The sequence below is a fragment of the Streptomyces sp. NBC_01515 genome (assembly GCF_045040345.1).
Lineage (GTDB): Bacteria > Actinomycetota > Actinomycetes > Streptomycetales > Streptomycetaceae > Streptomyces.
Map to the genome: position 1 here is coordinate 5,680,448 of NZ_CP109416.1, position 24,531 is coordinate 5,704,978.

General features: G+C 70.1%; 27 protein-coding genes and 1 pseudogene. 19 read left to right on the plus strand and 9 right to left on the minus strand.

Annotated elements, in window-relative coordinates; translation table 11 throughout:
- Nucleotides 1-2: 2 nt before the first annotated feature.
- Together OG407_RS25385 and OG407_RS25390 are read right to left on the minus strand one after the other, a co-directional pair.
- The gene (locus tag OG407_RS25385; protein WP_405861463.1) at nucleotides 3-746 is read right to left on the minus strand and encodes an ABC transporter ATP-binding protein; all 744 of its coding nucleotides are present in this window, start codon (nucleotides 744-746) and stop codon (nucleotides 3-5) included.
- The gene (locus OG407_RS25390; RefSeq protein ID WP_405861465.1) at nucleotides 743-955 is read right to left on the minus strand and encodes a hypothetical protein; all 213 of its coding nucleotides are present in this window, start codon (nucleotides 953-955) and stop codon (nucleotides 743-745) included. Before OG407_RS25390 ends, OG407_RS25385 begins: the two co-directional genes overlap by 4 nt.
- Before the next feature lie 188 nt (nucleotides 956-1,143).
- On the opposite strand from OG407_RS25390, the gene OG407_RS25395 reads away from it, so the two are divergent.
- From OG407_RS25395 to OG407_RS25415, 5 genes are all read left to right on the plus strand, one after another.
- Nucleotides 1,144-2,463, plus strand: a complete 1,320-nt coding sequence (locus OG407_RS25395) for a sensor histidine kinase (RefSeq protein ID WP_405861467.1) — start codon at nucleotides 1,144-1,146, stop codon at nucleotides 2,461-2,463.
- A 74-nt stretch (nucleotides 2,464-2,537) separates the two neighbouring features.
- Nucleotides 2,538-3,197, plus strand: a complete 660-nt coding sequence (locus tag OG407_RS25400; protein ID WP_403602368.1) for a response regulator transcription factor — start codon at nucleotides 2,538-2,540, stop codon at nucleotides 3,195-3,197.
- 168 nt (nucleotides 3,198-3,365) lie between these two features.
- Nucleotides 3,366-4,547: a serine hydrolase domain-containing protein gene (locus tag OG407_RS25405; protein ID WP_405861469.1), complete on the plus strand. Its 1,182-nt coding sequence runs from the start codon at nucleotides 3,366-3,368 to the stop codon at nucleotides 4,545-4,547.
- Nucleotides 4,548-4,752: 205 nt separating this feature from the next.
- Nucleotides 4,753-4,911: a hypothetical protein gene (locus OG407_RS25410; protein ID WP_405861471.1), complete on the plus strand. Its 159-nt coding sequence runs from the start codon at nucleotides 4,753-4,755 to the stop codon at nucleotides 4,909-4,911.
- A complete protein-coding gene (locus OG407_RS25415) occupies nucleotides 4,908-5,126 on the plus strand; it encodes a hypothetical protein (protein WP_405861473.1) in 219 nt (72 codons plus the stop codon). Before OG407_RS25410 ends, OG407_RS25415 begins: the two co-directional genes overlap by 4 nt.
- Here OG407_RS25415 and OG407_RS25420 read toward each other — a convergent pair.
- Nucleotides 5,119-5,601 (minus strand): MarR family winged helix-turn-helix transcriptional regulator, encoded by a 483-nt coding sequence (locus OG407_RS25420; RefSeq protein WP_405861475.1) that lies wholly within the window; start codon nucleotides 5,599-5,601, stop codon nucleotides 5,119-5,121. The two genes, OG407_RS25415 and OG407_RS25420, sit on opposite strands and share 8 nt — an antisense overlap.
- A gap of 89 nt (nucleotides 5,602-5,690) precedes the next feature.
- On the opposite strand from OG407_RS25420, the gene OG407_RS25425 reads away from it, so the two are divergent.
- The 3 genes and pseudogenes from OG407_RS25425 (at nucleotide 5,691) to OG407_RS25435 (ending at nucleotide 7,585) form a co-directional block, all read left to right on the plus strand.
- The gene (locus OG407_RS25425; protein ID WP_405861477.1) at nucleotides 5,691-6,575 is read left to right on the plus strand and encodes an alpha/beta fold hydrolase; all 885 of its coding nucleotides are present in this window, start codon (nucleotides 5,691-5,693) and stop codon (nucleotides 6,573-6,575) included.
- 85 nt (nucleotides 6,576-6,660) lie between these two features.
- Nucleotides 6,661-6,846, plus strand: a pseudogene (locus OG407_RS25430) (ABC transporter permease subunit); the annotation flags it as partial.
- A gap of 94 nt (nucleotides 6,847-6,940) precedes the next feature.
- Complete coding sequence (locus OG407_RS25435; RefSeq protein ID WP_405868996.1) at nucleotides 6,941-7,585, plus strand: hypothetical protein; 645 nt, start codon at nucleotides 6,941-6,943, stop codon at nucleotides 7,583-7,585.
- Nucleotides 7,586-7,587: 2 nt separating this feature from the next.
- On the opposite strand, the gene OG407_RS25440 is transcribed toward OG407_RS25435, so the two are convergent.
- The gene (locus tag OG407_RS25440) at nucleotides 7,588-8,490 is read right to left on the minus strand and encodes a LysR family transcriptional regulator (RefSeq protein ID WP_405868584.1); all 903 of its coding nucleotides are present in this window, start codon (nucleotides 8,488-8,490) and stop codon (nucleotides 7,588-7,590) included.
- A gap of 422 nt (nucleotides 8,491-8,912) precedes the next feature.
- Here OG407_RS25440 and OG407_RS25445 point away from each other — a divergent pair, with 422 nt between their 5' ends.
- The 3 genes from OG407_RS25445 to OG407_RS25455 are packed head-to-tail and all read left to right on the plus strand — an operon-like array spanning nucleotide 8,913 to nucleotide 11,293.
- The gene (locus tag OG407_RS25445; RefSeq protein ID WP_405861479.1) at nucleotides 8,913-9,848 is read left to right on the plus strand and encodes an SDR family oxidoreductase; all 936 of its coding nucleotides are present in this window, start codon (nucleotides 8,913-8,915) and stop codon (nucleotides 9,846-9,848) included.
- Nucleotides 9,849-9,895: 47 nt separating this feature from the next.
- The gene (locus OG407_RS25450; RefSeq protein WP_405861481.1) at nucleotides 9,896-10,630 is read left to right on the plus strand and encodes an SDR family NAD(P)-dependent oxidoreductase; all 735 of its coding nucleotides are present in this window, start codon (nucleotides 9,896-9,898) and stop codon (nucleotides 10,628-10,630) included.
- Between the two features lie 39 nt (nucleotides 10,631-10,669).
- Nucleotides 10,670-11,293, plus strand: coding sequence for an NADPH-dependent F420 reductase (locus OG407_RS25455; protein WP_405861482.1), 624 nt, complete (start codon nucleotides 10,670-10,672; stop codon nucleotides 11,291-11,293).
- Between the two features lie 92 nt (nucleotides 11,294-11,385).
- Here the strand turns inward: OG407_RS25455 and OG407_RS25460 are convergent, their stop codons facing one another.
- Together OG407_RS25460 and OG407_RS25465 are read right to left on the minus strand one after the other, a co-directional pair.
- Nucleotides 11,386-12,342 carry a hypothetical protein gene (locus tag OG407_RS25460; RefSeq protein WP_405861484.1) on the minus strand — a complete coding sequence of 319 codons (957 nt, stop codon included), beginning with the start codon at nucleotides 12,340-12,342 and terminating at the stop codon, nucleotides 11,386-11,388.
- On the minus strand, nucleotides 12,339-13,013 hold the full coding sequence (locus OG407_RS25465; RefSeq protein WP_405861486.1) for an RNA polymerase sigma factor: 675 nt from the start codon (nucleotides 13,011-13,013) through the stop codon (nucleotides 12,339-12,341). The genes OG407_RS25460 and OG407_RS25465 overlap by 4 nt, the downstream gene beginning before the upstream one ends.
- 202 nt (nucleotides 13,014-13,215) lie before the next feature.
- Between OG407_RS25465 and OG407_RS25470 the strand changes: the two genes are divergently transcribed.
- The 3 genes from OG407_RS25470 to OG407_RS25480 all read left to right on the plus strand — a co-directional run bounded on the left by OG407_RS25470 (nucleotide 13,216) and on the right by OG407_RS25480 (nucleotide 15,669).
- Nucleotides 13,216-14,040: an alpha/beta fold hydrolase gene (locus tag OG407_RS25470; protein ID WP_405861488.1), complete on the plus strand. Its 825-nt coding sequence runs from the start codon at nucleotides 13,216-13,218 to the stop codon at nucleotides 14,038-14,040.
- A gap of 38 nt (nucleotides 14,041-14,078) precedes the next feature.
- A complete protein-coding gene (locus tag OG407_RS25475; protein WP_405861490.1) occupies nucleotides 14,079-14,282 on the plus strand; it encodes a hypothetical protein in 204 nt (67 codons plus the stop codon).
- Between the two features lie 922 nt (nucleotides 14,283-15,204).
- Nucleotides 15,205-15,669 carry a hypothetical protein gene (locus tag OG407_RS25480; RefSeq protein ID WP_405861492.1) on the plus strand — a complete coding sequence of 155 codons (465 nt, stop codon included), beginning with the start codon at nucleotides 15,205-15,207 and terminating at the stop codon, nucleotides 15,667-15,669.
- Between the two features lie 358 nt (nucleotides 15,670-16,027).
- Here the strand turns inward: OG407_RS25480 and OG407_RS25485 are convergent, their stop codons facing one another.
- A complete protein-coding gene (locus tag OG407_RS25485; RefSeq protein ID WP_405861494.1) occupies nucleotides 16,028-16,996 on the minus strand; it encodes an alpha/beta fold hydrolase in 969 nt (322 codons plus the stop codon).
- A gap of 74 nt (nucleotides 16,997-17,070) precedes the next feature.
- Between OG407_RS25485 and OG407_RS25490 the strand changes: the two genes are divergently transcribed.
- On the plus strand, nucleotides 17,071-17,664 hold the full coding sequence (locus tag OG407_RS25490; protein ID WP_405861496.1) for a TetR/AcrR family transcriptional regulator: 594 nt from the start codon (nucleotides 17,071-17,073) through the stop codon (nucleotides 17,662-17,664).
- Nucleotides 17,665-17,711: 47 nt separating this feature from the next.
- On the opposite strand, the gene OG407_RS25495 is transcribed toward OG407_RS25490, so the two are convergent.
- On the minus strand, nucleotides 17,712-18,575 hold the full coding sequence (locus tag OG407_RS25495; protein ID WP_405861498.1) for an SDR family oxidoreductase: 864 nt from the start codon (nucleotides 18,573-18,575) through the stop codon (nucleotides 17,712-17,714).
- Between the two features lie 92 nt (nucleotides 18,576-18,667).
- Between OG407_RS25495 and OG407_RS25500 the strand changes: the two genes are divergently transcribed.
- Both OG407_RS25500 and OG407_RS25505 read left to right on the plus strand, forming a co-directional pair.
- On the plus strand, nucleotides 18,668-19,039 hold the full coding sequence (locus OG407_RS25500) for a winged helix-turn-helix transcriptional regulator (RefSeq protein ID WP_405861500.1): 372 nt from the start codon (nucleotides 18,668-18,670) through the stop codon (nucleotides 19,037-19,039).
- Nucleotides 19,040-19,388: 349 nt separating this feature from the next.
- Nucleotides 19,389-20,729, plus strand: coding sequence for a lipase family protein (locus tag OG407_RS25505; RefSeq protein ID WP_405868586.1), 1,341 nt, complete (start codon nucleotides 19,389-19,391; stop codon nucleotides 20,727-20,729).
- A gap of 37 nt (nucleotides 20,730-20,766) precedes the next feature.
- Here the strand turns inward: OG407_RS25505 and OG407_RS25510 are convergent, their stop codons facing one another.
- Nucleotides 20,767-22,710 carry a serine/threonine-protein kinase gene (locus OG407_RS25510; RefSeq protein WP_405861502.1) on the minus strand — a complete coding sequence of 648 codons (1,944 nt, stop codon included), beginning with the start codon at nucleotides 22,708-22,710 and terminating at the stop codon, nucleotides 20,767-20,769.
- A 267-nt stretch (nucleotides 22,711-22,977) separates the two neighbouring features.
- On the opposite strand from OG407_RS25510, the gene OG407_RS25515 reads away from it, so the two are divergent.
- Complete coding sequence (locus tag OG407_RS25515; protein WP_405861504.1) at nucleotides 22,978-23,169, plus strand: GMC oxidoreductase; 192 nt, start codon at nucleotides 22,978-22,980, stop codon at nucleotides 23,167-23,169.
- Between the two features lie 123 nt (nucleotides 23,170-23,292).
- Nucleotides 23,293-24,495, plus strand: coding sequence for a cytochrome P450 (locus OG407_RS25520; RefSeq protein ID WP_405861506.1), 1,203 nt, complete (start codon nucleotides 23,293-23,295; stop codon nucleotides 24,493-24,495).
- Nucleotides 24,496-24,531: the final 36 nt, after the last annotated feature.

Genomic DNA, 24,531 nt, shown 5'->3' on the forward strand with positions numbered 1-24,531 from the left:
GCTCAGACCCTCCCCAACTCGACGAGACGGGCGGCCAGTTCGTCGGCGGTCGGCGCCTTGAGGGCGTCGACCACGCGGCCGTCGGCCATCACCAGGACGTGGTGCGCGCGGGCGGCGGCTGCCGGGTCGTGGGTGACCATCACGACCGTCTGGTGCAGGTCGTTCACCAGGTCGCGGAGGAGGTCGAGGACCTCGTGGGCGCTGCGCAGGTCGAGCGCGCCGGTGGGTTCGTCGGCGAACACGACCGCCGGGCGGGCCACCAACGCCCGTACGACGGCGGCGCGTTGCTGCTGTCCGCCGGACAGCTCGGCCGGACTGTGGCTCAGCCGGTCCCCCAGCCCGACCCGCTCCACCAGCGTGCGCAGCCAGTCGCGGTCGGCGGTGCGGCCCGCCAGCCGGAGCGGCAGCGTGATGTTGTCCTCGATGGAGAGGGAGGGGATCAGGTTGTACGCCTGGAACACGAACCCGACGCGCTCGCGCCGGAGTTGGGTGCGCTTGGTCTCGTTCAGCCCGGCGATCTCGCGACCGTCGATACGGACACTGCCCGACGTCGGGGAGTCGAGCCCGGCGGCGCAGTGCATCAGCGTGCTCTTGCCGGAGCCCGAGGGTCCCATCACCGCGAGGAAGGTGCCGCGTTCCACGGTCAACGACACGTCGTCCAGGGCGCGTACGCCTCCCGGGTAGGCCTTGCTGACGCCCTCCAGGGCGATGGCGGCGGTGGTCGTGGCGGTGGCTGTGGTGTTCATCGCCGGCCCCGCAGGTTCCGTACGACGAGGGCGCCCGCGCACAGGACGGTGACCGCGCCGCACACCAGGTGCACCCAGGTGTCGGCACCGCCGAAGGAGACCGCCATGTTGGTGAGCGCGCTGGCCACGACCACGATCCAGAGCAGGGTGCGGGCGATCTCACCCCGGGTGAGACGGTCGGGTTCGGTGGTCGTCGTCTGCGACGTCATGGGGCTGCTCCCGTGGTGCTGAGCGGTGCGTTCCGGGGGTCCGGCTGTCGTCATCGACGCTATGGATCAGCACCCCTCGCGGCCGATCCCGCAGCCCGCCCGGTTCGGGGTACAGCAGGCTGTACTCCCCTCTTCCTCCGCTCTTCCTCCGCCCACGGAGAACTCCCGTACGGCATAGGGTCCTTCGCATGACAGCGAGCACGAGCGAGGCGGGTGGCGGCGCGGGTGATGGGGCGGGTGATGGGGCGGGTGATGGGGCGACCGCCCGACGCGAGAGCTTCAAGGACATCGCGCTACGGACCCTGAGCGGCGCCGGCCGGGCCGTCGCTCAGCTCGCCTCCGGCCTCAACACAGCTGTGCTCGCCGCCCTGTTGCTGCTCTGGCTGGCCCTCACCGCCGTGACGAGCGCGGTCGGGGTGGGGCTGCTGATGGCCCCCGCGTCACTGCGCGCCCTGCACGCCCTGGCCGGACGCGAACGTGCCCGGCTCGCCCGCTGGGGCCCCGAGGTCGTAGCCCCGCAGCCCCCGCCCACCCGGCTGCGGGCCGCCCTCGTAGACCCCACCACCCACCGCGAACTGCGGTGGCTGCTACGGCACTCCACCCTGGGCCTGCTGCTCGGACTGCTCGGTGTCCTGCTGCCGATCTCCGCGGTGCGGGACACCGCGTTCCCGCTGTACTGGACGTTCATGCCGGAGCACACGACGGCCACGTCGGTCGGCATCGGCAACGCGCACACCTGGCCGGACGCCCTCGCCGTGGCGCTGCTGGGCGTGGGCTGGATCGCGATCATCCTGGGGCTCACGCCCGGCATGGCCCGGCTCCAGTCGGGGCCCGGACGACGACTCCTCGCGGCCGGCCCCGACGTCGATCTCTCCCTGCGCGTCGCGGAGTTGACCGCGACCCGCGCCGCCGCCCTCGACGCGCACGCCACCGAACTCCGGCGTATCGAGCGCTCGTTGCACGACGGCGCGCAGAACCGCCTTGTCTCCGTGGCCGTGTTGATCGGGGCGGCCCGCCGCATGGTGGCCCGTGACCCGGCCGGAGCCGACGAACTCCTCGAACGCGCCCAGTCCGCCGCCGAGATGGCGCTGGCCGAACTCCGCACGGTCGCGCGCGGCATCCTGCCGCCGGTACTGGCCGATCGGGGGCTCGCGGGCGCGCTCTCCGGCCTCGCCGCGGACTGCGCGGTGCCGTGCCGGATCGACGTGGACGTGCCCGCACGCTGCGCGGCCTCCGTCGAGGCGACCGCCTACTTCGTCGTCGCCGAGGCCCTGACCAACATCGCCAAGCACAGCGGGGCCGCGCACGCCACGATCACGGCTCGCGGCACCGGCGACCGCCTCGTCCTGCGCGTCGAGGACGACGGCCGGGGCGGTGCCGACGCCGAGGGCGGCTCGGGCCTCACCGGCATCCGCCGCCGTATCGCCGCACACGACGGCGACCTCACCCTGACCAGCCCGCCCGGCGGCCCGACCGTCCTGACCGTGGATCTCCCCTGTGGTAGGTGAGTTGGGGATCATGACGACCAACGGGAGCCTGCCATGCGGAACTTGAGCTACTTGAGCTGTGGAGCGTGACCGCCATGCGGATCGTGATCGCCGAGGACGACGCGTTGCTGCGCGAGGGGCTCGCCCTGCTGCTGCGGGCGGAGGGGCTCGACGTGGTGGCCACGGCCGGCACCCCCGACGAGGCGCTGGACGCCATCGACGTCCACAAACCGGACGTCGCCATCCTCGACGTACGGATGCCGCCGACCCACACCGACGAGGGCATCGTCGCCGCGGTCGAGGCCCGGCGCCGACGCCCCGACCTGGCGGTGCTCGTGCTGTCGGCGTACGTGGAGCAGAGCTTCGCCACGGAGCTGCTCGGCGGCGGGGTGAACGGGTTGGGCTATCTGCTCAAGGAACGGGTCGGCCGGGTCGAGGAGTTCCTCGACGCGCTGCACCGCGTGGCGGCCGGCGGCACCGCGATCGACCCGGAGGTCGTCGCCCAGCTCTTCACGCGTTCCCGCCAGGACACCCGCCTCGACCGGCTCAGCCCCCGCGAACGGGACGTACTCGCCCTGATGGCCGAGGGGTTGGGCAACTCCGCCATCGCCGGGAAGCTCGTCGTCACCGACGGCGCCGTCCACAAACACATCCGCAGCATCTTCGCCAAGCTCGACCTGTCCCCGACGGACCAGGTGGACCGCCGGGTGGCGGCCGTCCTGCGCTACCTGGAGGACCTACGACGGTTGGCGTAACACCCCGTCCGTGGGCGGGCGTTGGTACAGCAGGCTGTACGGCGGACCGGCCCGCGCACTGGATCGATCACCGCGTGCCGTCTCCCTAGGTTGGTGAACACACCGGAACACAGCGGAACACACCGCGAGTCCGGTGTGCCGGACCACCAACTCCCTTGGAGACAGACCATGTTGACGACACGTCACCTCACCGCCGTAGCCGCACTGGCCGCACTCGGCCTCGGCCTGGCGGCACCCGCGGCGAGCGCGAAGGACAGCACAAGCGCCACGAAGTCCCGGCAGCGCATCACGCTCCAGCAGAGCGTGGACGCGATCCAGAGGACGGGAACCGTCGCCGTCGTAGCCCAGTCGACGGGTCCGGACGGGCGGCGGTACGCCGCCACCGGAGTCTCCGACACCGCGACGGGCCGGGCGGCCCGCGTGACCGACACGTTCCGGATCGCCAGCAGCACCAAGGCGTTCGTGTCGACGGTGATGCTCCAACTGGTCGGCGAGGGACGGGTGTCGCTGGACGACACGGTCGAACACTGGCTGCCCGGGACGGTGTCCGGGAACGGCAACGACGGAAACGCCATCACCGTAAGGCAGTTGCTGAACCACACCAGCGGTCTCTTCAACTACACCGCCGACTTCCCCGCGATCGCCACGGTGGCCGGCTTCGAGGCCGACCGGTACACCACCTGGACCCCGCAGCAGCTGGTGGGCATCGCCATGCGGCACGCCCCGGACTTCGCGCCCGGCACCGACTGGGAGTACTCCAACACGAACTACATCCTCGCCGGAATGATCATCCAGAAGGCCACCGGCCACACCTGGCAGCAGGAGGTCACCCGGCGCGTCATCCGCCCGCTGGGTCTGCGCGACACCTCGGCCCCCGACACGTCGTCCCGCATCCCCGGCCAACACCTGCACGGTTACTCGGACTTCGGCGGCTCCGGCCCGACCATCGACGTCACCGACCTCAACCCGACGGTCGCCGGTTCGGCCGGCGCGATGATCAGCACGACCAGCGACCTCACCCGCTTCTTCTCCGCCCTCCTGGGCGGCAGGCTGCTGCACCCCGCCCAACTGGCCGAGATGAAGACGACGGTACGAGCCGCCTCCCTCGACCCCGTCTGGCCCGGCGCCCGCTACGGCCTGGGCCTGATGGAGATCCCCCTGACCTGCGGCGGCGTCTACTACAGCCACGCCGGCGACCTGATGGGCTACACCACCCGCGACGGTGTCAGCGCGGACGGCCGCCGGACCGTGGTCCTGGAGGCGACCGGCGACGGCGCGTCCGACCTGTCGACGGAGGTGGCGCAGAACGCGTTGATCGACACCGAACTCTGCGCGGCAGCACGGAAGTAGCGCCCGGCCTCAGGTGGCGGCATCGGCGAACTCGGGCTGCCGCATGCCATGGAGGTTGCGGTACGCGGCCCTCCCCGGCGAGCTCCAGCCCGCCGGCAGCGCGGGGTCGGGCCGGTACACCTCGACTCCCAGCGGGCGGCAGACGTCCAGGGGGTCGCGGGCGTCCGGGCCCCAGAGCGGGACGGAGAGATCGCCGCCGGGGCAGGTGGACAGCGCACTGGGCCTCCTGGTGGCCCTCGCTCAGCAGTCCCGTCTCCGTCCGCTACGACTGCCGGCCGCCGGGTACGTCTGGCTCTTCCGCAGTCTGCCGCTGCTGGTCCTGCTGATCTTCGTCTACAACTCCCCCAGCTCTTCCCCGACTTGAGGCCACTCCTGTCGAGCCCCTTCGCCGCCGGCCTGGTCGCGCTCGTGCTCAGCGAGACCGCGTACATCGCCGAGATCCACCACGGCGGCCTGCTCGTGGCTGGGACCACTTGGGCGGAGGAAACGCCGCCGGTGTCCGCGAAGCGTTCGAATCCCGCCGACGGCTGTCACCTCGGGTCGGCCGGTTCCGTCCGGCGATCGGCCGTCCTCAGATGACCTCGCCGAGATCCTCATTGAGCCGTGCCGCGGCTTCGACGCTCGACGGCCGGCTCGCGACAAGCCGGGCCAGGTGTGCTTCAAGGACCTCGATCTGCCCGGGCCCCATATGCGCCGCCCAGCGCTCGCGCACCTCGTCGAAGAGCGAGGCGCCCAGCGTCATCATGTCGTGGCCGCGGTCGGTGACCCGCAGCCGTTTGAGGCGGCCGTCGCCCGGATCGGGCTCCCGCTCGACGTATCCGAGCTTCTCCAGTGCGGCGATCGTCCTGGCGGCGCCCTGTTTGGATACCGAGAGCCGGCGGCCGAGGTCCGAGGCCGTGTCCGCTCCCTCGTCGATGGCGCGCAGGGCGAACTCATGCGATGCGCGCACGCCCGGGTGCCCGCGGCGCGCCAGTTCGTCGTGCACGTCGTCGACCATCGACTGGAAGCCGCCGAGAAGCAGCAGCGCGAGTTCGGCGCCCGGTGAACGTGCCATGCGGCGAAGCATACGAGAAGCGGGGGTCGACAACCATGTTGTCGACCCGTAGATTGACAACCATGTTGTCGATCGAATCCAGGAGAACGATGCACCCCATGACCGGCGGCGCCACCATCCCGGGAGTCGAACACCACCAGGTCAGCCTGAACGGGACCGAACTGCACTACATATCGGCCGGAACCGTCGGCTCTCCCGTCATGCTGGTCCACGGCTTCCCCGAGACCTGGTGGGTCTTCCACAAGCTGATCCCCCTGCTCAGCGAGCACCACCGCGTCTTCGCCCCCGACCTTCGCGGCTTCGGCGACTCCGCCACCGCGACCACAGCGCACGACAGCGTGACCGCGGCCCAGGACCTGAGTGAACTGATCACGCGGCTCGACGCGGGCCCCGTCCACCTCACCGGCCAGGACATCAGCGGCGCCACCACGTTCCGCGTCACCGCCACACGCCCCGACCTCGTGCGAAGCTATGCGGCGATCGAGACCGGGCTGCCCGGGTTCGGTGTCGAAACGCTCGCGGACGTCGCCCACGGCGGTGCCTGGCACATCGGCGTGCTCGCCGCCCCCGGCATCCCCGAAATGCTGCTCGCCGGACGCGAACGGGCATTCCTCGCGCAGTACGCGATCCCGTCGCTCTGCGGGACCCCCGACGCGTTCACCGACGACGACATCGACGAACTCGTCCGCTCCTACGCACGACCCGACGCGTTCAACGGCGCGGCCGGACTGTATCGATCGATGCTCCGCGAAGGCGACGAAATCCGCCAACTGGCATCCCGGAAACTCACCACGCCCGTCCTCGCCGTCGGCGGCAGATCGGGAGAGTTCACCCCGACGGCAATGCGACAGGTCGCCGAGGACGTCAATGCCCTCTCCCTCGACGGGATCGGCCACTACGCGGCGATGGAAGCCCCCGACAGGCTCGCAGACGGCCTTCTGTCCTTCTACGAGAAACTCGACAACCTGGGGTAACACGGGCCGGTCCACGATCACCTCCACCCTGGCACCGCAAGACCCGAGGTGGGGCCGCTGAACGCCGCCTCAGCCACTGCTCGCCGTGGGCAAGGACCAGCGCGAGGCGGCGCAGGCGCTGGGCATCCCCTACGCGGGAGTCCAACGCCATGTCGTGGTGCCGCAGGCGTTCCGCGTCGCCCTCCCCGCGCTGGGCAACGAGTTCATCAGCATCCTCAAACTGACCTCCCTGGGCAGCTCCATCGCGCTCGCCGAACTCCTGCTGGTCGGGCAGCTACGCTCAACCGAGCCTGCGCGGCGAGGCGTTCGCCGTCCGGCCGGGTTCGATCGCGCTGCGGCTCGACGGCGACGGGATCGACACGGCGGTGGTCGCGCGGGACGAGGGCACGGGCGCGGTCGCGTTGCGCCTGCTCGACGCGGAGGGCCGGACCGTGCACCAGGGACGGTTGCTCTCCGAGGGGGACCGGCTGCTGGTCGGCCTGGCACCCACGGTCAACGCCGGCGCGCGGGCCGCCGTAGCGTCAGCACCTCCCGAGGTCCCGGCGTGGGAGCATGGTGATCAACTCGCCCAGCTGGACGCGGTGTTGGCGGACGGTGGCCTCGCCCGGCGCGCAGCCTTCGACCGCTATCGCGGCGGCGAGCACCGGCCGATCGAGGTGGACGTGGTGGCGTCGGTCCTCGACCACGTCTGTTCCGTCGGACTGCCCATCGGGGTCGCGGTGTTCGCCCCGGCGGTCATGCAGGCGTGCGCCGGCCGGGTCCACGTCACCGATCGAACCGTGGGCGGGCGGGTGTTCGCGGCGCTCGCGGAGAGCTCGGTGGAGATCGATCTGGCGGCGGTCCGGACGTGCCGTCTCGTCCGTTCCATGGCGGCGCACGGTCCGACGTCGGCGCTCGAAGTCGACGACGAGGACGGTCAATGCGTCGCTGTCATCACGCAGTTCGGGATGGTCGGGGAGGACGTGCACGGGGCCTGGGAGGATCTGGCGGCTTCGCTGCCTGATGCCTAGCACTAGGAAACGGCATCGCTTCCGAGCTGCCACATTTCATAGTTCCCGCATTCTGCCGTGATCTCGGCCGCCGCCTGAGCCGCGGTGACGAAGTCGTCGACAACTGGCGAAGTGTGCGATGCCGCCACCGCGAGGCAGACCTGGTCGGGCGCCAGCTCCGGGATGGGCACATAGACGACGTCCGGATGTGAGGAGAACACGGTCGCCGAACGGGCCAGGAACGAGATGCCCCGGCCGGCCGCGACATGCTCAAGCGTCTCGTCCACCCCGCGCACCAGGTACCCGGCGTTGGGGTGCGGGCGCCTGGTGGGCTGCGTGCTCGGGTCGGCATCCCAGAGGAGCGGTTCGCCGGCCAGGTCGGCCTCGGTGACCTCCTCCTTGCCGGCCAACCGGTGGCCGGCGGGCAGCACCGCCACCCGCGGCTCGGTGTACAGCGGGGTGACGCGCAGGCCGGCCTCGTCGATGGGCAGCCGCACATAGGCGACGTCGATACGGCCGTCGAGCAGCATCGGGGCCTGGTCGTCCCCTTCGATCCGCTGTACGTCCACGACCACGTCCGGGTGCCGGGCCTCGAACGCCCGCGCCGCCGGGATGACCGGGATGCCGGCCCGGAAACCGACCATCAGCCGCCGGCTGCCGCGAGCGGCCACGGACACCCGGCGGCGGACCGCGTGCGTGGAGGCGAGCAGTGGACCGGCGTCGGCCAGCAGCTGTCGGCCCGCGTCGGTCAGCGCCACGCCGTGGCGATCCCTGGTGAACAGCGCGGCGCCGAGATCCTGCTCAAGCGCGCGGATCTGCCGGCTGAGCACCGGCTGCGCGATATGCAGCGCATCGGCGGCGCGGCCGAAGTGCAACCGGTCGGCCACGGCGACGAAATAACGCAGTTTCCGCAGGTCCAGATCCAGATCCATGGCGCCTCCCGGCCCGGTGATGCATTCAGGGTATCACCACGACTGAAAGAGGTCTTGGACGCCAACTCAGGCCAGTGGCAGCCTGAATAGGTACCTGATGAGGCCGCAGCGGTTAATTCGGCACGAGAATTTGGCACAGGAATTCGACGGCGTCGACGACACAATCGTCAAAAACGACGGGGTGGGCATGGCGTCCTGTCCAGCTCCAGAAAGCAGGCACACCAAAGGTCATCATCGACCTCGTCGCCCAGTCCGTCCGGCACACCGACTTCTTCCTCGGCGTCAGCGTTCTCAGCTGAGCGCACCCGCACCACCGCCGCTCGCGCCCCATCACGCCCCATCACGCCCCATCACACCAGTCGATCCACGGCACGAGAAGAACGGCCCCTCCACCCACTCCCACAAGGAGCAGCAGCATGCGCGTCTTCGTCACTGGCGGGACCGGCCATTCCGGTTCGTACATCATTCCCGAGCTCATCGCCGCCGGGCACGAGGTCACCGGCCTGGCCCGGTCGGACACCGCCGCGGCGGCGGTGTCCGCGCTCGGCGCGAAGGTGCGTCGCGGCGACCTCCAGGATCTCGACGGTCTCAAGGAGGCGGCCGCGGACTCCGACGGCGTCATCCACGTCGCGCACAGGCAGGACCTGCTTCCCTCCGGCGGGCTCGACGCCGTGGCCGCCGCGGAGCTCCCGATCATGCTCGCGTACGGCGAGGCACTCGCGGGAACCGGAAAGCCGCTGGTCGCGGCGGGGAGCATCGGCTCACCGGGAAACCTGGGCCGACCGGTCACCGAGGAGGACCCGGCCCTTCCCGGCGGCGATGAGTACACGGGCACCCTGCGGGTTCGCAACGTCGTGGAAACCACCGTGGTCGGCCTCGCCGAGCAGGGGGTGCGGTCTTCGATCGTGCGGATCGCCAACATCGCGCACAGCACGACCGATCGTGCCGGCTTCCTCCCCACGCTGATCGCGCTCGCGAAGGAGAAGGGTTTCGTCGGCTACCCCGGAGACGGCGCGAACCTGTGGAACGCCGTGCCCGCCCGCGATGTCGCCTCCTTGTTCCGCTTGGCGCTGGAGAAGGGGCCGGCCGGCAAGTACTGGCACGCGGTCGGGGACGGGGGCATCCCGTTCCGCGAGATCGCCGAGGCCATCGGCAGCCGCCTGGGCCTGCCCGTCGTAAGCGTTCCCGCGGACGTACTGATGGTGCCGGGATACTTCGGATTCCTCGCGAACATAGTCACGCAGAATTACCCGGCGTCCAATCTCATCACCCGCCGGACCCTCGGCTGGGAACCCGCTCGGCCTGGCCTGCTCGCCGATTTGGACAACGGCCATTATTTCTCCGCCGGCTGACGACTGGGTTCACTTTTTCGGATACCTATCAATTCAACGGAGTGGTCATGGGAAAGCTCGATGGAAAGATAGCGGTGATCACCGGCGGATCCACCGGCTTGGCACTGGCCGGCGCCAAGCTGTTCGTGGAGGAAGGAGCGCACGTCTTCATCCAGGCCCGGCGGCAGGAAGCACTGGACGAGGCCGTCGAGCTGATCGGCCGCAATGTCACCGCCGTCCAGGGTGACGCGGCCGAACTGGCGGACCTGGACCGCTTGTTCGACACCGTCAAGCGGGAAAAGGGCTCGATCGACGTGCTGTGGGCCAGCGCCGGGGCGGGCGAACCCGCGGTCCTCGGCGAGATCACCGAGGAACAGTTCCACCGCGCCTTCTGGCTCAACGCGCGCGGCACCCTGTTCACCGTGCAGAAGGCACTGCCGCTGATCAACGACAACGGCTCGATCCTCATGACCGGATCCAACGCCTCCCTCGGCGCCTTCCCCGGCTGGAGCCTCTACGCGGGAAGCAAAGCCGTCCAGCAGGCCTGGGCCCGCGTCTGGCTCAACGAACTGCGCGACCGCGGGATCCGGGTCAACGTCCTGACCCCCGGCCAGGTCGCCACCGCCAAACAGGAAGAACTGTTCGACGAGGCGACCAAGGCCGCATTCGAGTCCCTCATCCCCCGCGGAGAGATGGGCCGCCCCGAAGAGATCGCCACCGTCGCCCTGTTCCTCGCCTCCGACGACTCCAGTTACGTCAACGGCCTGGAACTGGTCGCCGACGGCGGCACCACCGCCATCTGAACCACCCACCAGGAATGCAACAGGAAGAGAGCACACCTCATGAGCAGCATCACCCTCATCGGTACGGGGAACATGGCCCGTGCCATCGGCACGCTCGCGGTGGCGGGCGGCAACACCGTCGAGGTCATGGGCCGCGATCAGTCCAAGGCCGATGACCTGGCCAAGGCTCTCGGCGGCGGCGCGACGACGGGCAGGTGGGGCGCCGTCCCGGCCGGGGACATCGTCATCACGGCCCTGTTGTACGACGGTGTCGTTCCGGTCGTCACCGCGTACGGCGACGCCCTCGCGGGCAAGGTCATCGTCGACATCAGCAACCCCTTCAACGCCACGTTCGACGGACTGGCCCACAGCGAGGAGACCTCGATCGCGCAGGAAATCGCCAAGGTGGCCCCGGCCGGCGCGAGCGTGGTGAAGGGTTTCAACACCATCTTCCGCAATGTCCTGGAGAAGGGCCGGCCCAGCGTCTTCATCGCCGGCGACAGCGCGCGGGCCAAGGCGGGCGTGGCGGCGTTCATCGAGAGCCTCGGGCTGCGCCCGCTGGATGTCGGCGGCCTGAAAATGGCGCACTGGCTGGAAGGCATGGGCCTGGTCACGGTGGCGCTCGCCGGAAACGGGGTCGGCCACTGGGACTTCGCCCTCGGCGTCGACGAATTCACCGGCTGAGCCCTCGGAGCAGTCGGAACCTGTAGGCGACCATGCCAACCCAACCGACACGGGTGGGCGAGGAGAGAACGCCCCCGCCCACCCGTTCCGGATCAGCCGATCTTGTCGGTGAAGCCCGACGACAGGACCGTGAGGTGGGTGACCTTGCCCTTGCTGGCCCCGGCCGTCCACGTGAAGGTGTACTCCAGGATCGCGCTGGTCTTCGGGTCGACGATCACCCGGCCGACGCTCTTGGCCTCCGCGAACTCAACTGCCGTACCACCGCGCCCAGTACTGTCCTTGACCTGGCCGACCAGCTTGACGCCCTTCAGCCCGGACATCGCCTTGAAGAGTCCGGCCCGCAGTTTCGGGCTCGCCGGGGACTCGGTGAGCAGGCTGGCCGCCTGATCGAAGGGCGAGATGCTCTTGGGCCGCGGCGGAGTCTGCAGCAGCGCGAGCAACTGCGCCGGGTCGGTGGTCAGTTGGTCCAGGCCCTTCCAGTCGAGGTCCTTCGGCCCGAGCTGCCAGTCGGGGAGCTTCCCCTTCGTGGAGAGCTTGCCGTTGATGACGAAGGACTGGACCATGGACTGCGAGATGTACGAGTCGCCGACCGTCGTCCGGTCCCTCCAGTACTTCCCCGTGGCGGCCGACTGGCTGGCGGCCACCGTGGAGATGTCGTTCAGGAAGACGGCCGCAGTGTCCGCGCGCACCCCGCTGTGGGTGCCGGTGCTCGCCGGGGCCGCGCTGGTGTTCGCGTACGTCACCACGCCGGCCGCGACCGCGGCCGTGGTCAGCATGCCGATCAGGATCCGCCGACGCCCGGACGGCCCCCGGATCGGTGTCACGGTGCCGCCGCCTGCCTTCAGTCCGGCCCGCCCCGTAATAACCGTAGTACCCGTGGTCCCCTCCGTGGCTACGGCCGCCTCGACCTCCGCCAGCACCCTGGCCAGCGCCGGCTCCGACAGCGGCTCGACCAGCCCGGCCGTCGCCAGTTCATCGGCACCGGGGAAGTCCAGCAGTGCGCCTCGCTCGTTCATACCGTTCTCCTCAGTGTTCTCGTACGTGGTCATGCGAGGTCTCCTGTCGCGGTCAGGTTCCGTCCCGTCGGTCCGGTCGGGCTGGGCAGCGCGAGCCGGTCACGGAGTCGGCCGCGGGCCCGGTGCAGCCGCGAACGGGCGGTGCCCGCCGGGATGCCCACGACCGCGGCGGCCTCGGTCGGGCTGAGCTGCTCCCAGCTGATCAGGAGCAGCAACTCCCGCTCATCCGGGGGGAGTTCGGCGAGTGCCCGGCGTAGTGCGGGGGCCATCGCGGCGGCGTCGAGCCGCTGGTCCACCACCTGCCAGGGGTCGGTGACATCCGGTCCCGGTGCGGGCTCTTTCCGTCCCGCCCGCCGCAGGTGCTGGGCGAGCACGTTGTGGGCCACCCCGAACAGCCAGCCCCGCGCCGAACCGCGCGCCGGGTCGAACGTGCGCCGGGCGGCGAACGCCTGCAGCCAGGTCTCGGCGAGCAGATCCTCCGACGCGGCGGGCATCCGCCGGGCGAAGTAGCCGTGCAGGGCGGAGGAGTGGGTCTTCACGAGGTGGGTGAAGGCCGCCGAGTCGCCGTGTGCGGACCGCGTCAACTGGGCGTCGCTGTCGCTGTGTTCAGCACCGGCGCCGTGAGGTCCGCTGTCGCCGTGCTGGTCACTGGCGCGGTGGCGGCGCCCGCCACGGCGCCGTTTGCCCGGTTCATCCGGTTTCACCGAGTCTCCGTTTCCGACCGCCGGACGACGGTCTCACCCTGTACTTGTCATCGGCCCCCAGGAGCGTTCGCGCACCCATTCTCACCACCACGCAACCCTCACCCCTCATCATGAGAGTGGACTTGCATAAAGAGAGCCGACCCCCTACCTTAATGAGAGTCAGCTCTCAGCAAGCGAGAACAAGCGACAAGGACTCCTCACCATGACCACCCCTGCCTCCACCCCCGCCCGCACCGTCGCCCTCCCCGGCGGACTCACCGTCACCATCCAGGAGTTCGGCGAGAACACCGAAGGCACCGGCGTCCTGGTACTCCACGGCGGCGCGGGCCCACGCACGGTCGCCGGCATCTCCTCCGCCCTCTCCGAGCACGTGTACGTCGTCACGCCGACCCACCCCGGTTTCGACGGCACGCCCCGCCCGGAACGCTTCGACACGGTCGCCGACCTGGCCATCGCCTACCTGGACCTGCTCGACACGCTGGACCTCAAGGGCGTCATGGTGATCGGCAACTCGATCGGCGGCTGGATCGCGGCGGAAATGGCCCTCCGCGACAACCAGGGCCGCATCGGCGCGCTCACCCTGCTGAACGCGGTGGGCATCCACGCCCACATGGTCGAGAACCGCGTCGTCGACCCGCGCACCCTGGCCCCCTCCGACGTCAGCCAACTCTCCTTCGCCAACGCCAAGTTCCGCCCCGACTTCGCCTCCTTCACCGACGCACAGCGAGCCGCGGCCGGCGCCAACCAGAAGACCCTCGCGGTCTACGGCGGCGACCACTTCACCTACGACCCGAAACTCCGCGGCCGCCTGCACCGGGTCACGGTCCCGGTCCTGGTCGTCTGGGGCGAGGAAGACGGCATAGCCCCCCTCAAGTACGGCCGCGGCTACGCCGACTCCTTCCCCAACGGCCACTTCGCCCCGATCGCCGACGCGGCCCACTTCCCCCAGATCGAGGCGCTGGGGGCGACGCTGGGCGCGATCGGCAACTTCGTCAGCACGGTGGTGAAGCCGGGCGAGACGGACTGAGGCCGCTCAACCCCCACGTTCGGCCAGGGCCCGGGTCAGTGACCTGGGCCTTGCGGCTGCCGCAACTGGTGATGGGCCTGGGGATGATCGGCACCAACGTGCCGCGCCTGCTGGGCGCGCCCTACCCCGTCATGATGACTGTGGACACGCTCAACCTCGTGTTGGCGATCACCACGCTGTTCCTGGCCCTCCGCGCAGGTCGTCACTTCTTTCGGACCCGGGGTCTCCGTCCCCTCGAATGATGGCGACATCAGCGCCGACGCCCGCCAGCCTGCACAGGATTGGCGCGGCTGCGCGGGGCCTCAGAGAGGCAGCGGAACAGAAGGCCGCCTGGGGCTTGGCCCTTCACGATGGAGATACCCCGAGAGCCTCGGTCTCATGGGCGGACCGGAGGCAGCTTCCGGCGCTTCCGGCCGCCGCGACCGTTACGGACCGTATCCCGGCCACGCGCCAGCAGGATGCAGCCGACCACGCTGACTACCGCAGAGCAGGTGGCGAGGATGACGCCAAGCGGCTGGCGGTCGCCGGTCAGAGATCCCGCGGCGCGTATCAACTGCCCTACTCCGAGGGCCAGTACGCCCCAGCCGGCGAGGGTGTTGGCGTGCCTGCGGCGTTGCCGCCAGACGAACCACATGCCAAGAGCCAGGCAGATGGCACCACCAGCACCGAAAGCCACTGCGTTGAACATTCCCGCCTCCGGACGGAAGCGTACCGATCCAGGAGGCATGAGGAGCCGGTGAGTTGATGGCAACGACGGCACAGAGACCGACGCCCCGAACATCAGCGATCAGCTCAGAGGCGGGCGCAGCCAATGCCCGACAGGTCGCCGGGATCTACGGATGGACCCAGAACGGCGAGTACGAGGTGCTCGCACCAGACCGAGCGGGGAGAAGCGGAGAACCACAGTAGAAACAGCCCGCCACGACGAGGCCACGTCAGGCCCTTTCGGCCAGGTCAGCGCCCGAGCCGCCCGTAAATGCCCGCAGCTTCCGGTTGGCCCTGAGCTTGGCGTGATGGGGTGACCAGCCGCCCACGGCCCGGCAGAAACCCTGCTCACCCATAACTCGGCCTGCCACCATCGCACTTGAGCAGCATGGTGAGGCCAGGACCTCAAGGTTGGGCATACGGCATACCAAGGCCGGCCCCGCGTGATCAGCTTGGTGCGTGGAGACCATCATCGCCAGTGGCATAGCCGTCCTGGGGACTCTGCTCGGTTCGGGGATCACTCTGGCGTTCCAGCAGCGCACCACCGACAGGAGTCACCAGTTCGCGCGCCGCGAGAAGCTCCGGCAGGAACGGCTGGACGCCTACTCCGTCTACGCCGGTGCGCTGATCAACTATCGGCGTTGCCTGGTCCACCTCTGGTTCTGCGAGCACGAGCAAACGCCACCGGAGGATGCCGACGCTGTACGCATCCGGGCCTACGACCTGCGCTCCAACGCCCAAGAGGCCCTGTTCCGGGTGCAGATGCTTACGGATGACGAGGAACTGGGCCGGGCCGCGGAGGACGTGCTCGCCGACATAACAGTGATGCCCAAGGCCGACAGCAGGGACGAGTTCGACACTCTCAGGGTGCGAACTCGCGACGCCATCACCCGACTTGTCGGCCGGGGCAAGCAACACCTGTGAGGGACCTGCCCCCTGAGGTAAATCGTGCGCGGCCGGCGCTGACAGGTCACCGCTTGGTCATCGGCCAAGCCCGATCGTCGGTTGGGTCCCGGACGTGTTCTCCGGGCCGCCCCCGGACAGGTCGGGGATGCAACCATTCCCTACGGAGCTGGAACCCCCGGAAGCCGGCCGCGCGCTTGCGACCATAGCCGTAGACACTGACAACGGACCCGCCCCTCGACGTGCAACGCCACAACGCGCACAACTGCGGCAGCGGGGTATCTGCTGGTGGCCAACCAACACAGCGGGACTGCTCCGGCGTTGAAGGTTCTGGAGGACGGGTCGTTGGTGGAGTCGGGGATGCTCGTGCACCCGCTCGTTACCCGACACCCACCCGATCGATGAACGCGCTCAACGCCCCCACAACCGCACCCGGTTGCTCCTCCGGAATGAAGTGTCCGGCGTCCGGGATGACCGCGCCGGTGACGTTCTTCGCCCAGGGGGCGAGGGAGGCGGCCATGTCGGGGATGGAGCCGTGGGAGCTGGAGATTCCGAGGACCGGGAGGGTCAAGTGGCCGCCCAGGGAGGCGAGGGCGGTGCGGTTTTCGTGGGCTGATTCCTCGGCGTCCCGGAAGTAGGCGAGGGCCGCGTGGAGGCCTCCCTCGGCTGCGATGGAGGCGGCGTAGTAGTTGATCTCGGCGGTGCTGAAAGTCGTCGGGGAGAGGGTTTTCGTCCTCAAGAACCAGCCCACGTAGGCCCGTTCGCGGCCGACGATCAGGGTCTCGGGGAGTTCGGGGACCAGGTGGAAGGCCAAGTGCCAGGTTTTCCAGGCGCGTTCGGGGTCCGTGGGGATGGTGTCCGGGAGGGTGATTCCGGGGATGCCGGCGTCGAGGAGGGCGACGCCGTGCAGGTGGTCCTGGTACTTGAGGGCGAGGGAGAAGGCGACGCAGGCACCGATGTCGTGGGCGGCGAGCCAGTACTTCGGTACGTCGAGTGCGGTCAGCGCGGTCTGGACGCGGGAGGCGAGGGTGTGGGTGTCGTAGCCCTCGTCGGGGCGGTCGGAGTGGCCCTGCCCGGGCAGGTCGACCGCGATCACGTGGAAGCGCTCGGCGAGGCGGGGCATCGCCTTGTGCCAGGCCCACCAGTTCTGCGGGAACCCGGCGAGCAGCACGACCGTAGGGGCGCTCGGGCTGCCGCCTTCCACGGCGTGCAGGCGGATTCCGTCCGCGTCGACCCAGCGGTGGGTGAAGCCGGGGAGGTCGCGCAGCGGGAGACCGGCGACGGCGGCCGAGGTGGGGGCCGCATTCCGGTCGGGTGAGCCGTTCGGGGTGATGTCGGCTTCGGTCATGTATCCAGGCTAGCCCATCTTGGACTGTTTGGTTCAGGATAGGATGGGCGGGATCGAGGACGGGGTGCGTGCGGATGGCCGGGAAGAAGCAGTTCGACGTGGAGGTCGCGCTCGACGCGGCGATGGTCCAGTTCTGGCGGGACGGGTACGCCGACACCTCGCTCGACGACCTCTCCAACGCGACTGGATTGAACCGGAGTTCGCTCTACTCCTCGTTCGGCGACAAGGAGTCGCTCTATCTGCGTTGCCTGGACCGGTACGCCCTCCGGTACGGGGACAAGTACGAACAGGCGCTCTCCTCCGGGGTGTTCGGGGAACCACTGTCGGCGATCCGGGCGTTCTTCGACGTCACCCTCCACCGCATCGCCGACCCCGCCGTACCGGACGGCTGCCTGGTCGCCCAGACCGCGATGGCGACGCCCGTCCTCAGCCCCGCCATCGCCACGCGCGCGATCGAAGCCGTAGGGCTGCAGCGTGCGCGCCTCCGAACCGCCCTGCACAGCACGGAGTTGACCGAGAGCGACGCCGAGGACCACGCCACTCACATCACGGCGGTCAACCAGTCGCTGGCCGTGATGAGCAGGGCCGGGGCGAGCGGCAGGCAGCTCGGCGCGATCGTCGACATCAGCATGAGCGCGCTCGCGCAGGCTTTGCACGGCCGGGGTTAGAGCGCGGTCAACTGCCGTAAGGGGAACGGGAGAAGCGGCGCCCGGTCTCAGCGGAACGCGGCGACATGGCGCGCGGCCCAGTCGGCGAACGGGCGCGGGGTGCGGCCGAGGACCCGTTCGATGTCCGGGCTGATACGCAGTTCGGCCGGGCTGGGGGAACCGAGGATGGTCAGGGTGTCCTCGGCGAGTTCGGGCGGCATGCTCTGGGACATGGCGGCCTTGGCCTCCTCGCGGGTGAGGTCGTGGAACCGTACCGGCGAGCCCAGCGCGGCGGCGATGGCCTCCGCCTGCCCGCGCGGTGTGATCACCGCGGGGCCGGTCAACTCGTATACGCCACCGGCGTGTTGGTCGTGCAGCAGGCAGGCCGCCGCGACCTCGGCGATGTCCGCCGGGTCGACGATCGGCACGCCGATGTCGCCGAAGGGCGCGGCCACGACCCCTCGCGTGCGGATGGACTCGGCCCACCACAGGGCGTTGGAGGCGAAGCCGCCCGGCCGCAGGACCGCCCACTCCAGGCCGGACTCCCGCAGTACGTCCTCCAGCCCGCGCATCGCGATCCGCGTCGCGCCGAACGGCCTGGTCGACACGCCCTGGGTGGAGAGCAGGACGACCCGGCGGACCCCGGCGGCCTCGGCCACGGCGATGATGTCGGCCGGGTTGGCTCCGGTGGCGTGCAGGTCGCCGGAGAGGAGGAGGAACAGCGCCTTCGCTCCGGCCAACGCGGGTTCGAGGCCCGCCGGTTCGGCCAGGTCGGCGGCGACATGGCGAACACCGTCCGGTACCTTCGCCGTCCCCGACCCGGCCCCCGTCGCCGCGTGCCGCGACACCGCCGTCACCTGCTGCCCCACCTCGGCCAACGCCCGCGTCAACGGCCGGCCGATGTTCCCGGTAGCCCCGGTCACCACGATCATGTTCAGCTCCTTGTCGCCTGTACTTCTACGGCCGTCACGCTAGGAGCCGGGCTAACTTTTGGTAAGGGCATACCCAGAGGTAAGCTCATAACATGACGGAAGGCGTGCAGGAGGGAAGGGTCGAGCCGGGTCTGCGGTATGAGGTGTTTCACACCGACTGCCTCGCCCGCGATGTCGTCGACCACGTGACCAGCAGATGGGGCGTCTGGGTCCTGATCTCCCTGCGCAACAACAGCCTCCGCTTCTACGAACTCCGCGAAAGCATCCAGGGCATCAGCGAGAAAATGCTCGCCCAGACCCTCCGCACCCTGGTCCAGGACGGCCTGCTCTGGCGCGAGGTCGAACCGACGACACCGCCCCAAGTCACGTACGGGCTCACCGAGTTCGGCCGGGATGTCGGTGAGCCGCTGTCGGAACTGTTCGACCGGATCACGCGGCGGCTGTCGGCGGGGGACGCGGGCTAGCGAACCCCAACCCGCACGTCGACGCCGCCGTACCGCGATCCGGCGGACCTCGAACCGGCGCGCGCCGCCGGGCGGTTGTGGGACTTCGACACCGGTCGCGATCCGATGGTGAGCGAGCCGCAGGCCGTAGCCGAGTTGCTTGAGCGGGTGGCGTTGACAGTGACGGCGGCGGGATGACGGCCGCCCTGTAACCCGCTCACAGAATCGGCTGACAGTCAGTCACATTACCGAAACGTAACCTACCGACAGGTATCACGAGTAACTTACCCGCAGGTAAGTTCCAGGCGAACCATTCTCCGGACGGCCGCTCCACAGGAGGTTCGCCATGCCCGAACGCATGCCCGCACGCATGCCCGCACGCAAACGAAACCTGCTCGCCGCCGCGATCACCGCGGCGGCCTGCCTCACCACCCAGGCCCTCGCCCTCACGACCGCCGGCCCCGCGACCGCCTCGGCCGAGGTCGTCTCCCGAGGCGTCACCATCCCCGAGTTCTACAACCCGCCCACCACCCTGCCCGCCGCCGACGGCACCCTCGTCCGCAGCGAGCCCCTCCCCCTCGCCCTGAGCCTGCCCGGCCTCGACGGCAGCACCCTGCCCGGCACCGCGACCCGCCTGATGTACAAGTCCACCGACTCGAACGGGCAGCCCGTCGCCGTCACCGGTGCCTACATCGAACCGTCCGCCGACTGGCCCGGCACCGGCCCGCGCCCCCTCGTCGCCGTCGCCCCCGGCACCCTGGGACAGGGCGACCAGTGCTCCGCGTCCATGGGGCTGGAGCACCCGCTGTCCCTCAACAGCCAGACCGTGTCGGTGGGTTACGAGGATCTGGCGATCTACCGGCTCCTCGCCGAGGGCGTCGCCGTCGTCGTCACCGACTACGTCGGACTCGGCGCCACCGACCGGCTGCACACCTACGTCAACCGGATCGACGAGGCGCACGCGGTGCTGGACGCCGTACGCGCGGCCCGTTCGGTGACCGGCACCTCGGTCACCGCCGACTCGCCCGTCGGGCTCTACGGCTACAGCCAGGGCGGCGGAGCGACCGCCGCCGCCGCCGAACTCCAGTCCTCCTACGCCCCCGACGTCACCCTCGCCGGAACCTACGCCGGTGCCCCGCCCGCCGATCTGACCTCCGTCACCAAGGCCATCGACGGCAGCGAACTCGCGGGCGCGCTCGGCTGGTCGCTCAACGGGTTCCTGCAGTCCGACCCGGCTCTGAAGCCGCTCGCCGAGGCGCATCTCAACGATGCCGGGAAGGCCGCGCTCACCGATCTGTCGACCATGTGTGTCGCGGACGCCCTGCTCGGCTACGGCTATACGCGGAGCAGCAGTTGGACCACCGACGGCTCGTCCATCAGCGACATCATCGCCTCAACTCCCGCGTTGCGGGAGTTCCTTGACGAGCAGCGCATCGGCACGCTGAAGCCCTCCGGGCCCGTCCGGCTCGCGACCGGCGTCAGCGACAACCTCGTCCCGCACGCGCAGGCCCGCCAACTCGCCCTCGACTGGTGCGCGTTGGGCGGCAATGTCACCTACAAGGCCGTCGTCCTGCCCAGTGTCGGCAGCGCGCTCCTCAATCACTTCGCCCCCCTGCTCACCGACCAGGGCGCCGCGATCTCCTGGCTCACCGACCGCCTCGCGGGCAGGTCCACGGGCTCCAACTGCTGGACCATGCCCGTCCAGCCCTGAGACCCGCCGGACGAGCCCGGCCGTCGACGCCGAACCGTCACCGCACCGGAAGTTCCCTCGCGACGTTCCCTACGACCGTCACCGCCAACTCGGCTGCCGTGTCGCACAGTTGCTTGCCGGGCTGTGGTGCGTACACGGTCAGCTGGAACAGTTCGGTGGTGTCCTCGCCGACGGAGTCCGTGTAGGCGCGGTGCGGAGTCCGTACGGTGCAGCTGTCGTCCTCGGCCTCGTCCGCGACGTAGTAGCTCTTGGTGCCGGCGACGTTCACGAGCGTCCCGTCGTCGGCGTCGAGCGAGTTGTCCCGGCTGAACTGGATCTCCACCTCGCGCTTGCCGTCGTCGCTGGACCAGTCGCAGTCCCAGGAGCCGAACCCGGGTTCCTGGTTGGCGAGTTGGACGCCGGGCACCCTCTTGAGGTCGGCGGCGTCGAGGAGCGTGCACGCGTTCAGCCGGGCCAGGGAGTTCGCGGCCGGTGCCGACGCGCGGCGGGGTACCGGGCCGTCGGCCAGGACGCCGACCACGTGATCGGTGGCGGCGTCGGCCAGTTGGCACGGGTCGGGCGACGACGGGGCCAACTGCCTTCCGATGACCCTGATCTGCGTGCCGTCGGTGGGCAGGACGGCCCGTTCGCAGGTCTCCCCGTCCCGCTTGACGGTCACGACCGTGAGGCTGCCGACCAGGCGGGTGGACCGGATGTCGTCGAAGTCGTCCCGGTCCGCGTCGAGGTTGACCTGGACGTCCGCGATGTCGTCACCGCTGGTGTTGCGCACCAGGACGTCGCATCGGTCGATCTCGCCGTAGTCCGGGTCGAGTCCGGTGTGACCGAAGCGGCTCAGCGAGGCCGCGTCGATCAGCCCGCAGGGGTCGGCCGTACGCTCGTCGCCGATGGTGCCGGCCCGCGCCGAGGCCGAGGGCTTCGCGTCGGCCAGGCCAACACCCTTGTCGTGCACGCCCTTTGAGTCCCACGGGCCGAAGAGGACGAGGCCGCCCGCGACAGCGGCGGCCGTCACCAGCGACACCGCGGTGACCGCCACGGGGCGTCGTCGAACGCGGCGCGGCAGCGAGAGGGTGAGGACGTCCCGGGTACGGCGGGACAGCCGGCCCAGCCGGAGTGTCGAGGACTCCAGGTGCAGGGTGCGGCGGTCGTCCAGCCGTTCCTGGAGGTGCGCGGGCGGCGGTGCGGCGCGGGTCAGCAGCTTCCGGGCGTGCGCGGCGTCGGGCCGGTCCCGGGGGTCCACCGCCAGCAACGCGACCAGTGGCTCGGTGAGTTGACCGGCCCGGCGGGTGGGTTCGATGCGTCCCTCGACGGCCCGGGCCAGATAGGTCATGAGGTGCTCGGCCTCTCCGTACGGCGACTGCCCCTCGACCGCCGCGAACAGCGAGGCACCCAGGGAGAACACGTCCGCCTTCTCGCCGGCGGGCTGTCCTTTCGCCAACTCCGGTGCCAGGTAACGAGGTTTGCCGCGCACGGTGCCGGTCGTGCTCTGCGTGGCGTCGTTGCCCAGGGCCCGGGAGATCCCGAAGTCGGTTAGTCGGGCGACGCCTTCGTCCGTGACGAGGATGTTCTCCGGGGTCACATCGCCGTGCACCACGCCCGCGCGGTGCGACTTCACCAGCGCGTCCGCGATCTGGCAGCCGATCGACCCGGCCTCTTCGGGTGCCAACGGGCCGCGTGCCGCCATGAGTTGGGCGAGGCTGCGGGAGGGGACGTACTCCATGACGATCCAGCAGGTGGTGCCCTCGTCGATGTAGTCGAAGACGGCCACGATGTTCGGGTGGTGCAGCCGCCCCGCGTTGCGCGCCTCGCCCATGAGCCGTCGTGTGGCCCGATCGTCGTCCAGGCGGGCGCACTTGACGGCGACCCAGCGTTGCAGCCGCTCGTCCCAGGCCCGCCATACGACGCCCATGCCGCCGGTGCCGATGGGCTCGTGCAGGAGGTACCGGCCGTCGATCCTGTCCCCGGCCGCAGGCGTCACCGACACCGTCCCACCTCTCACCCTCACACACGGTTCCGACGGGTAACGGAGTGTACAGACCGGGCACTTGAGGGTGATCGGATTCACCGGACTTCGAAGGGACCCACCCCGAACCGCCACACGCTTCGGGGACACCCGATCGACAGCATGACTCTCTCCTCCGAGAATTACATGCCCGTTTGGTGAAGGCGGCAGACGGGAGTTACCGCCCTCGCCGCGGGCGGCGGCCTCGTGATCGACGCCAACGCCCAAACCCCGTCCACCTGACACTCGTTGGGCGGCGTCCCGGTGGGAGACGCCGTCGACCTCTACGGCCGCGTCCTCGGCCACAAGGGTCTCTACGTCCTCGACGGCGCCCGCATCCCGGGCGCCACCGGCGCCCGCAACCCGTCCATGACCATCGCCGCGCTCGCGGAACACAGCATGCGGACGATCGTGCGGCGGGACCTCGGGCGGGTCTTCTGACCGACGCGGCGGACGGTACGACGACGGTCGTCACCGGCGCGCATCGGTTGCCCCGGCCGATCGTTAGGGAGGCGTTCGCCTCGTCACCGGGGCGGCGCTCACCGATGCCCAGCCGGAGTGCCCATGCCCGCCGACGCAGTCGCCCGTCCGCCCGCCGAACTCCTCGCGGCGCGGGCGAGCGATCCGTACCCGTACTTCGCCTGGCTCCGCCGGCACGCGCCCGCTCATGCGGAGCGCCGGCCCGGTCGGCCCGCGGTGTGGCAGATCTCCCGCCATGCCGATGTGCGGGCTCTGCTGAGCGACGACCGGCTGAGCAAGGACCCCGGCCGGGTTCCCGGCTACGTGCCGGGACCGGCCGGGCTCAACCGGCATCTCGTGCACGCCGATCCGCCGGACCACACCAGGCTGCGGACCCTGGTGAACACGGCGTTCGTACCCCGTCGCATCGCCCGCCTGGAACCCGTCGTCGCCGAGGTCGCGCACCGGCTGCTGGACCGGGTCGAGCGGAACCCGCACGTGGATGTGATCGCGGACTTCGCGGCGCCGCTGACGTTCCGCATGATCTGCGCGATCCTCGGCGTCCCGGCGGAACTCGACACCCCGGCGACCCGCGACACCCTCATGGCCACCATCGCCCCCGGCACCGGCCCGGACCACGCCGAGAGCGAGCTGCACGCCCTGCTGGACACCCTGATCGCCGGAAAGCGGGCGGGCGGTGAGCAGAGCGGGGTGGACCTGCTGGGGGCGCTCGTGCGGGCCGGTGACGAGACCGGTGCGATGAGCGAGGAGGAACTGCGCTCCACCGCCTACCTGTTGCTCCTGGTGGGACACGACACCACCATGAACCTCATCGGCAACGGCACACTCGCCCTGCTGCGCCACCCCGGCCAGGCCGCACGGTTCACCGGCCCCGAGGCCGGACCGGAGTTCGTCGCCACCGCCGTCGAGGAGTTGCTGCGCTACGACTCTCCGGTACGGGACGCCACGTTCCGGTGCGCCGCCGAACCGGTCCTGCTGCATGGCCAGTTGATCGCCCCGGGGGACATCGTGAGTCTCCTGATCGGCTCCGCCAACCGGGACGGGACCTGCTTCCCGGACCCGGACCGGCTGGACCTGGGCCGGAGCCCCAACAACCACCTCGCGTTCGGCCACGGCCCCCACTTCTGCATCGGCGCCGCCCTGGCCCGCCTCGAAGGCGCCGTCGCCTTCCCGCTGTTGCTGGAACGTCTGGGCTCGGTCCAACTGGCCAAGCCCGCCGACGAGTTGTCCTGGCGGCCGACCCGCGTGATGCGCGGACTCGCCGCGCTGCCCGTCGTCCGCCGCTGACGAACCCGACAAGCGGCGCCCGAGAAGCCGCACTTG

Coding starts and splice junctions, on each gene's coding strand:
- OG407_RS25385 (WP_405861463.1), bottom strand. CDS start 746: ATGAACACCACAGCCACCGCCACGACCACCGCCGCCATCGCCCTGGAG.
- OG407_RS25390 (WP_405861465.1), bottom strand. CDS start 955: ATGACGTCGCAGACGACGACCACCGAACCCGACCGTCTCACCCGGGGT.
- OG407_RS25395 (WP_405861467.1), top strand. CDS start 1,144: ATGACAGCGAGCACGAGCGAGGCGGGTGGCGGCGCGGGTGATGGGGCG.
- OG407_RS25400 (WP_403602368.1), top strand. CDS start 2,538: ATGCGGATCGTGATCGCCGAGGACGACGCGTTGCTGCGCGAGGGGCTC.
- OG407_RS25405 (WP_405861469.1), top strand. CDS start 3,366: ATGTTGACGACACGTCACCTCACCGCCGTAGCCGCACTGGCCGCACTC.
- OG407_RS25420 (WP_405861475.1), bottom strand. CDS start 5,601: ATGGCACGTTCACCGGGCGCCGAACTCGCGCTGCTGCTTCTCGGCGGC.
- OG407_RS25425 (WP_405861477.1), top strand. CDS start 5,691: ATGCACCCCATGACCGGCGGCGCCACCATCCCGGGAGTCGAACACCAC.
- OG407_RS25445 (WP_405861479.1), top strand. CDS start 8,913: ATGCGCGTCTTCGTCACTGGCGGGACCGGCCATTCCGGTTCGTACATC.
- OG407_RS25450 (WP_405861481.1), top strand. CDS start 9,896: ATGGGAAAGCTCGATGGAAAGATAGCGGTGATCACCGGCGGATCCACC.
- OG407_RS25455 (WP_405861482.1), top strand. CDS start 10,670: ATGAGCAGCATCACCCTCATCGGTACGGGGAACATGGCCCGTGCCATC.
- OG407_RS25460 (WP_405861484.1), bottom strand. CDS start 12,342: ATGACCACGTACGAGAACACTGAGGAGAACGGTATGAACGAGCGAGGC.
- OG407_RS25470 (WP_405861488.1), top strand. CDS start 13,216: ATGACCACCCCTGCCTCCACCCCCGCCCGCACCGTCGCCCTCCCCGGC.
- OG407_RS25485 (WP_405861494.1), bottom strand. CDS start 16,996: ATGACCGAAGCCGACATCACCCCGAACGGCTCACCCGACCGGAATGCG.
- OG407_RS25490 (WP_405861496.1), top strand. CDS start 17,071: ATGGCCGGGAAGAAGCAGTTCGACGTGGAGGTCGCGCTCGACGCGGCG.
- OG407_RS25495 (WP_405861498.1), bottom strand. CDS start 18,575: ATGATCGTGGTGACCGGGGCTACCGGGAACATCGGCCGGCCGTTGACG.
- OG407_RS25500 (WP_405861500.1), top strand. CDS start 18,668: ATGACGGAAGGCGTGCAGGAGGGAAGGGTCGAGCCGGGTCTGCGGTAT.
- OG407_RS25505 (WP_405868586.1), top strand. CDS start 19,389: ATGCCCGCACGCAAACGAAACCTGCTCGCCGCCGCGATCACCGCGGCG.
- OG407_RS25520 (WP_405861506.1), top strand. CDS start 23,293: ATGCCCGCCGACGCAGTCGCCCGTCCGCCCGCCGAACTCCTCGCGGCG.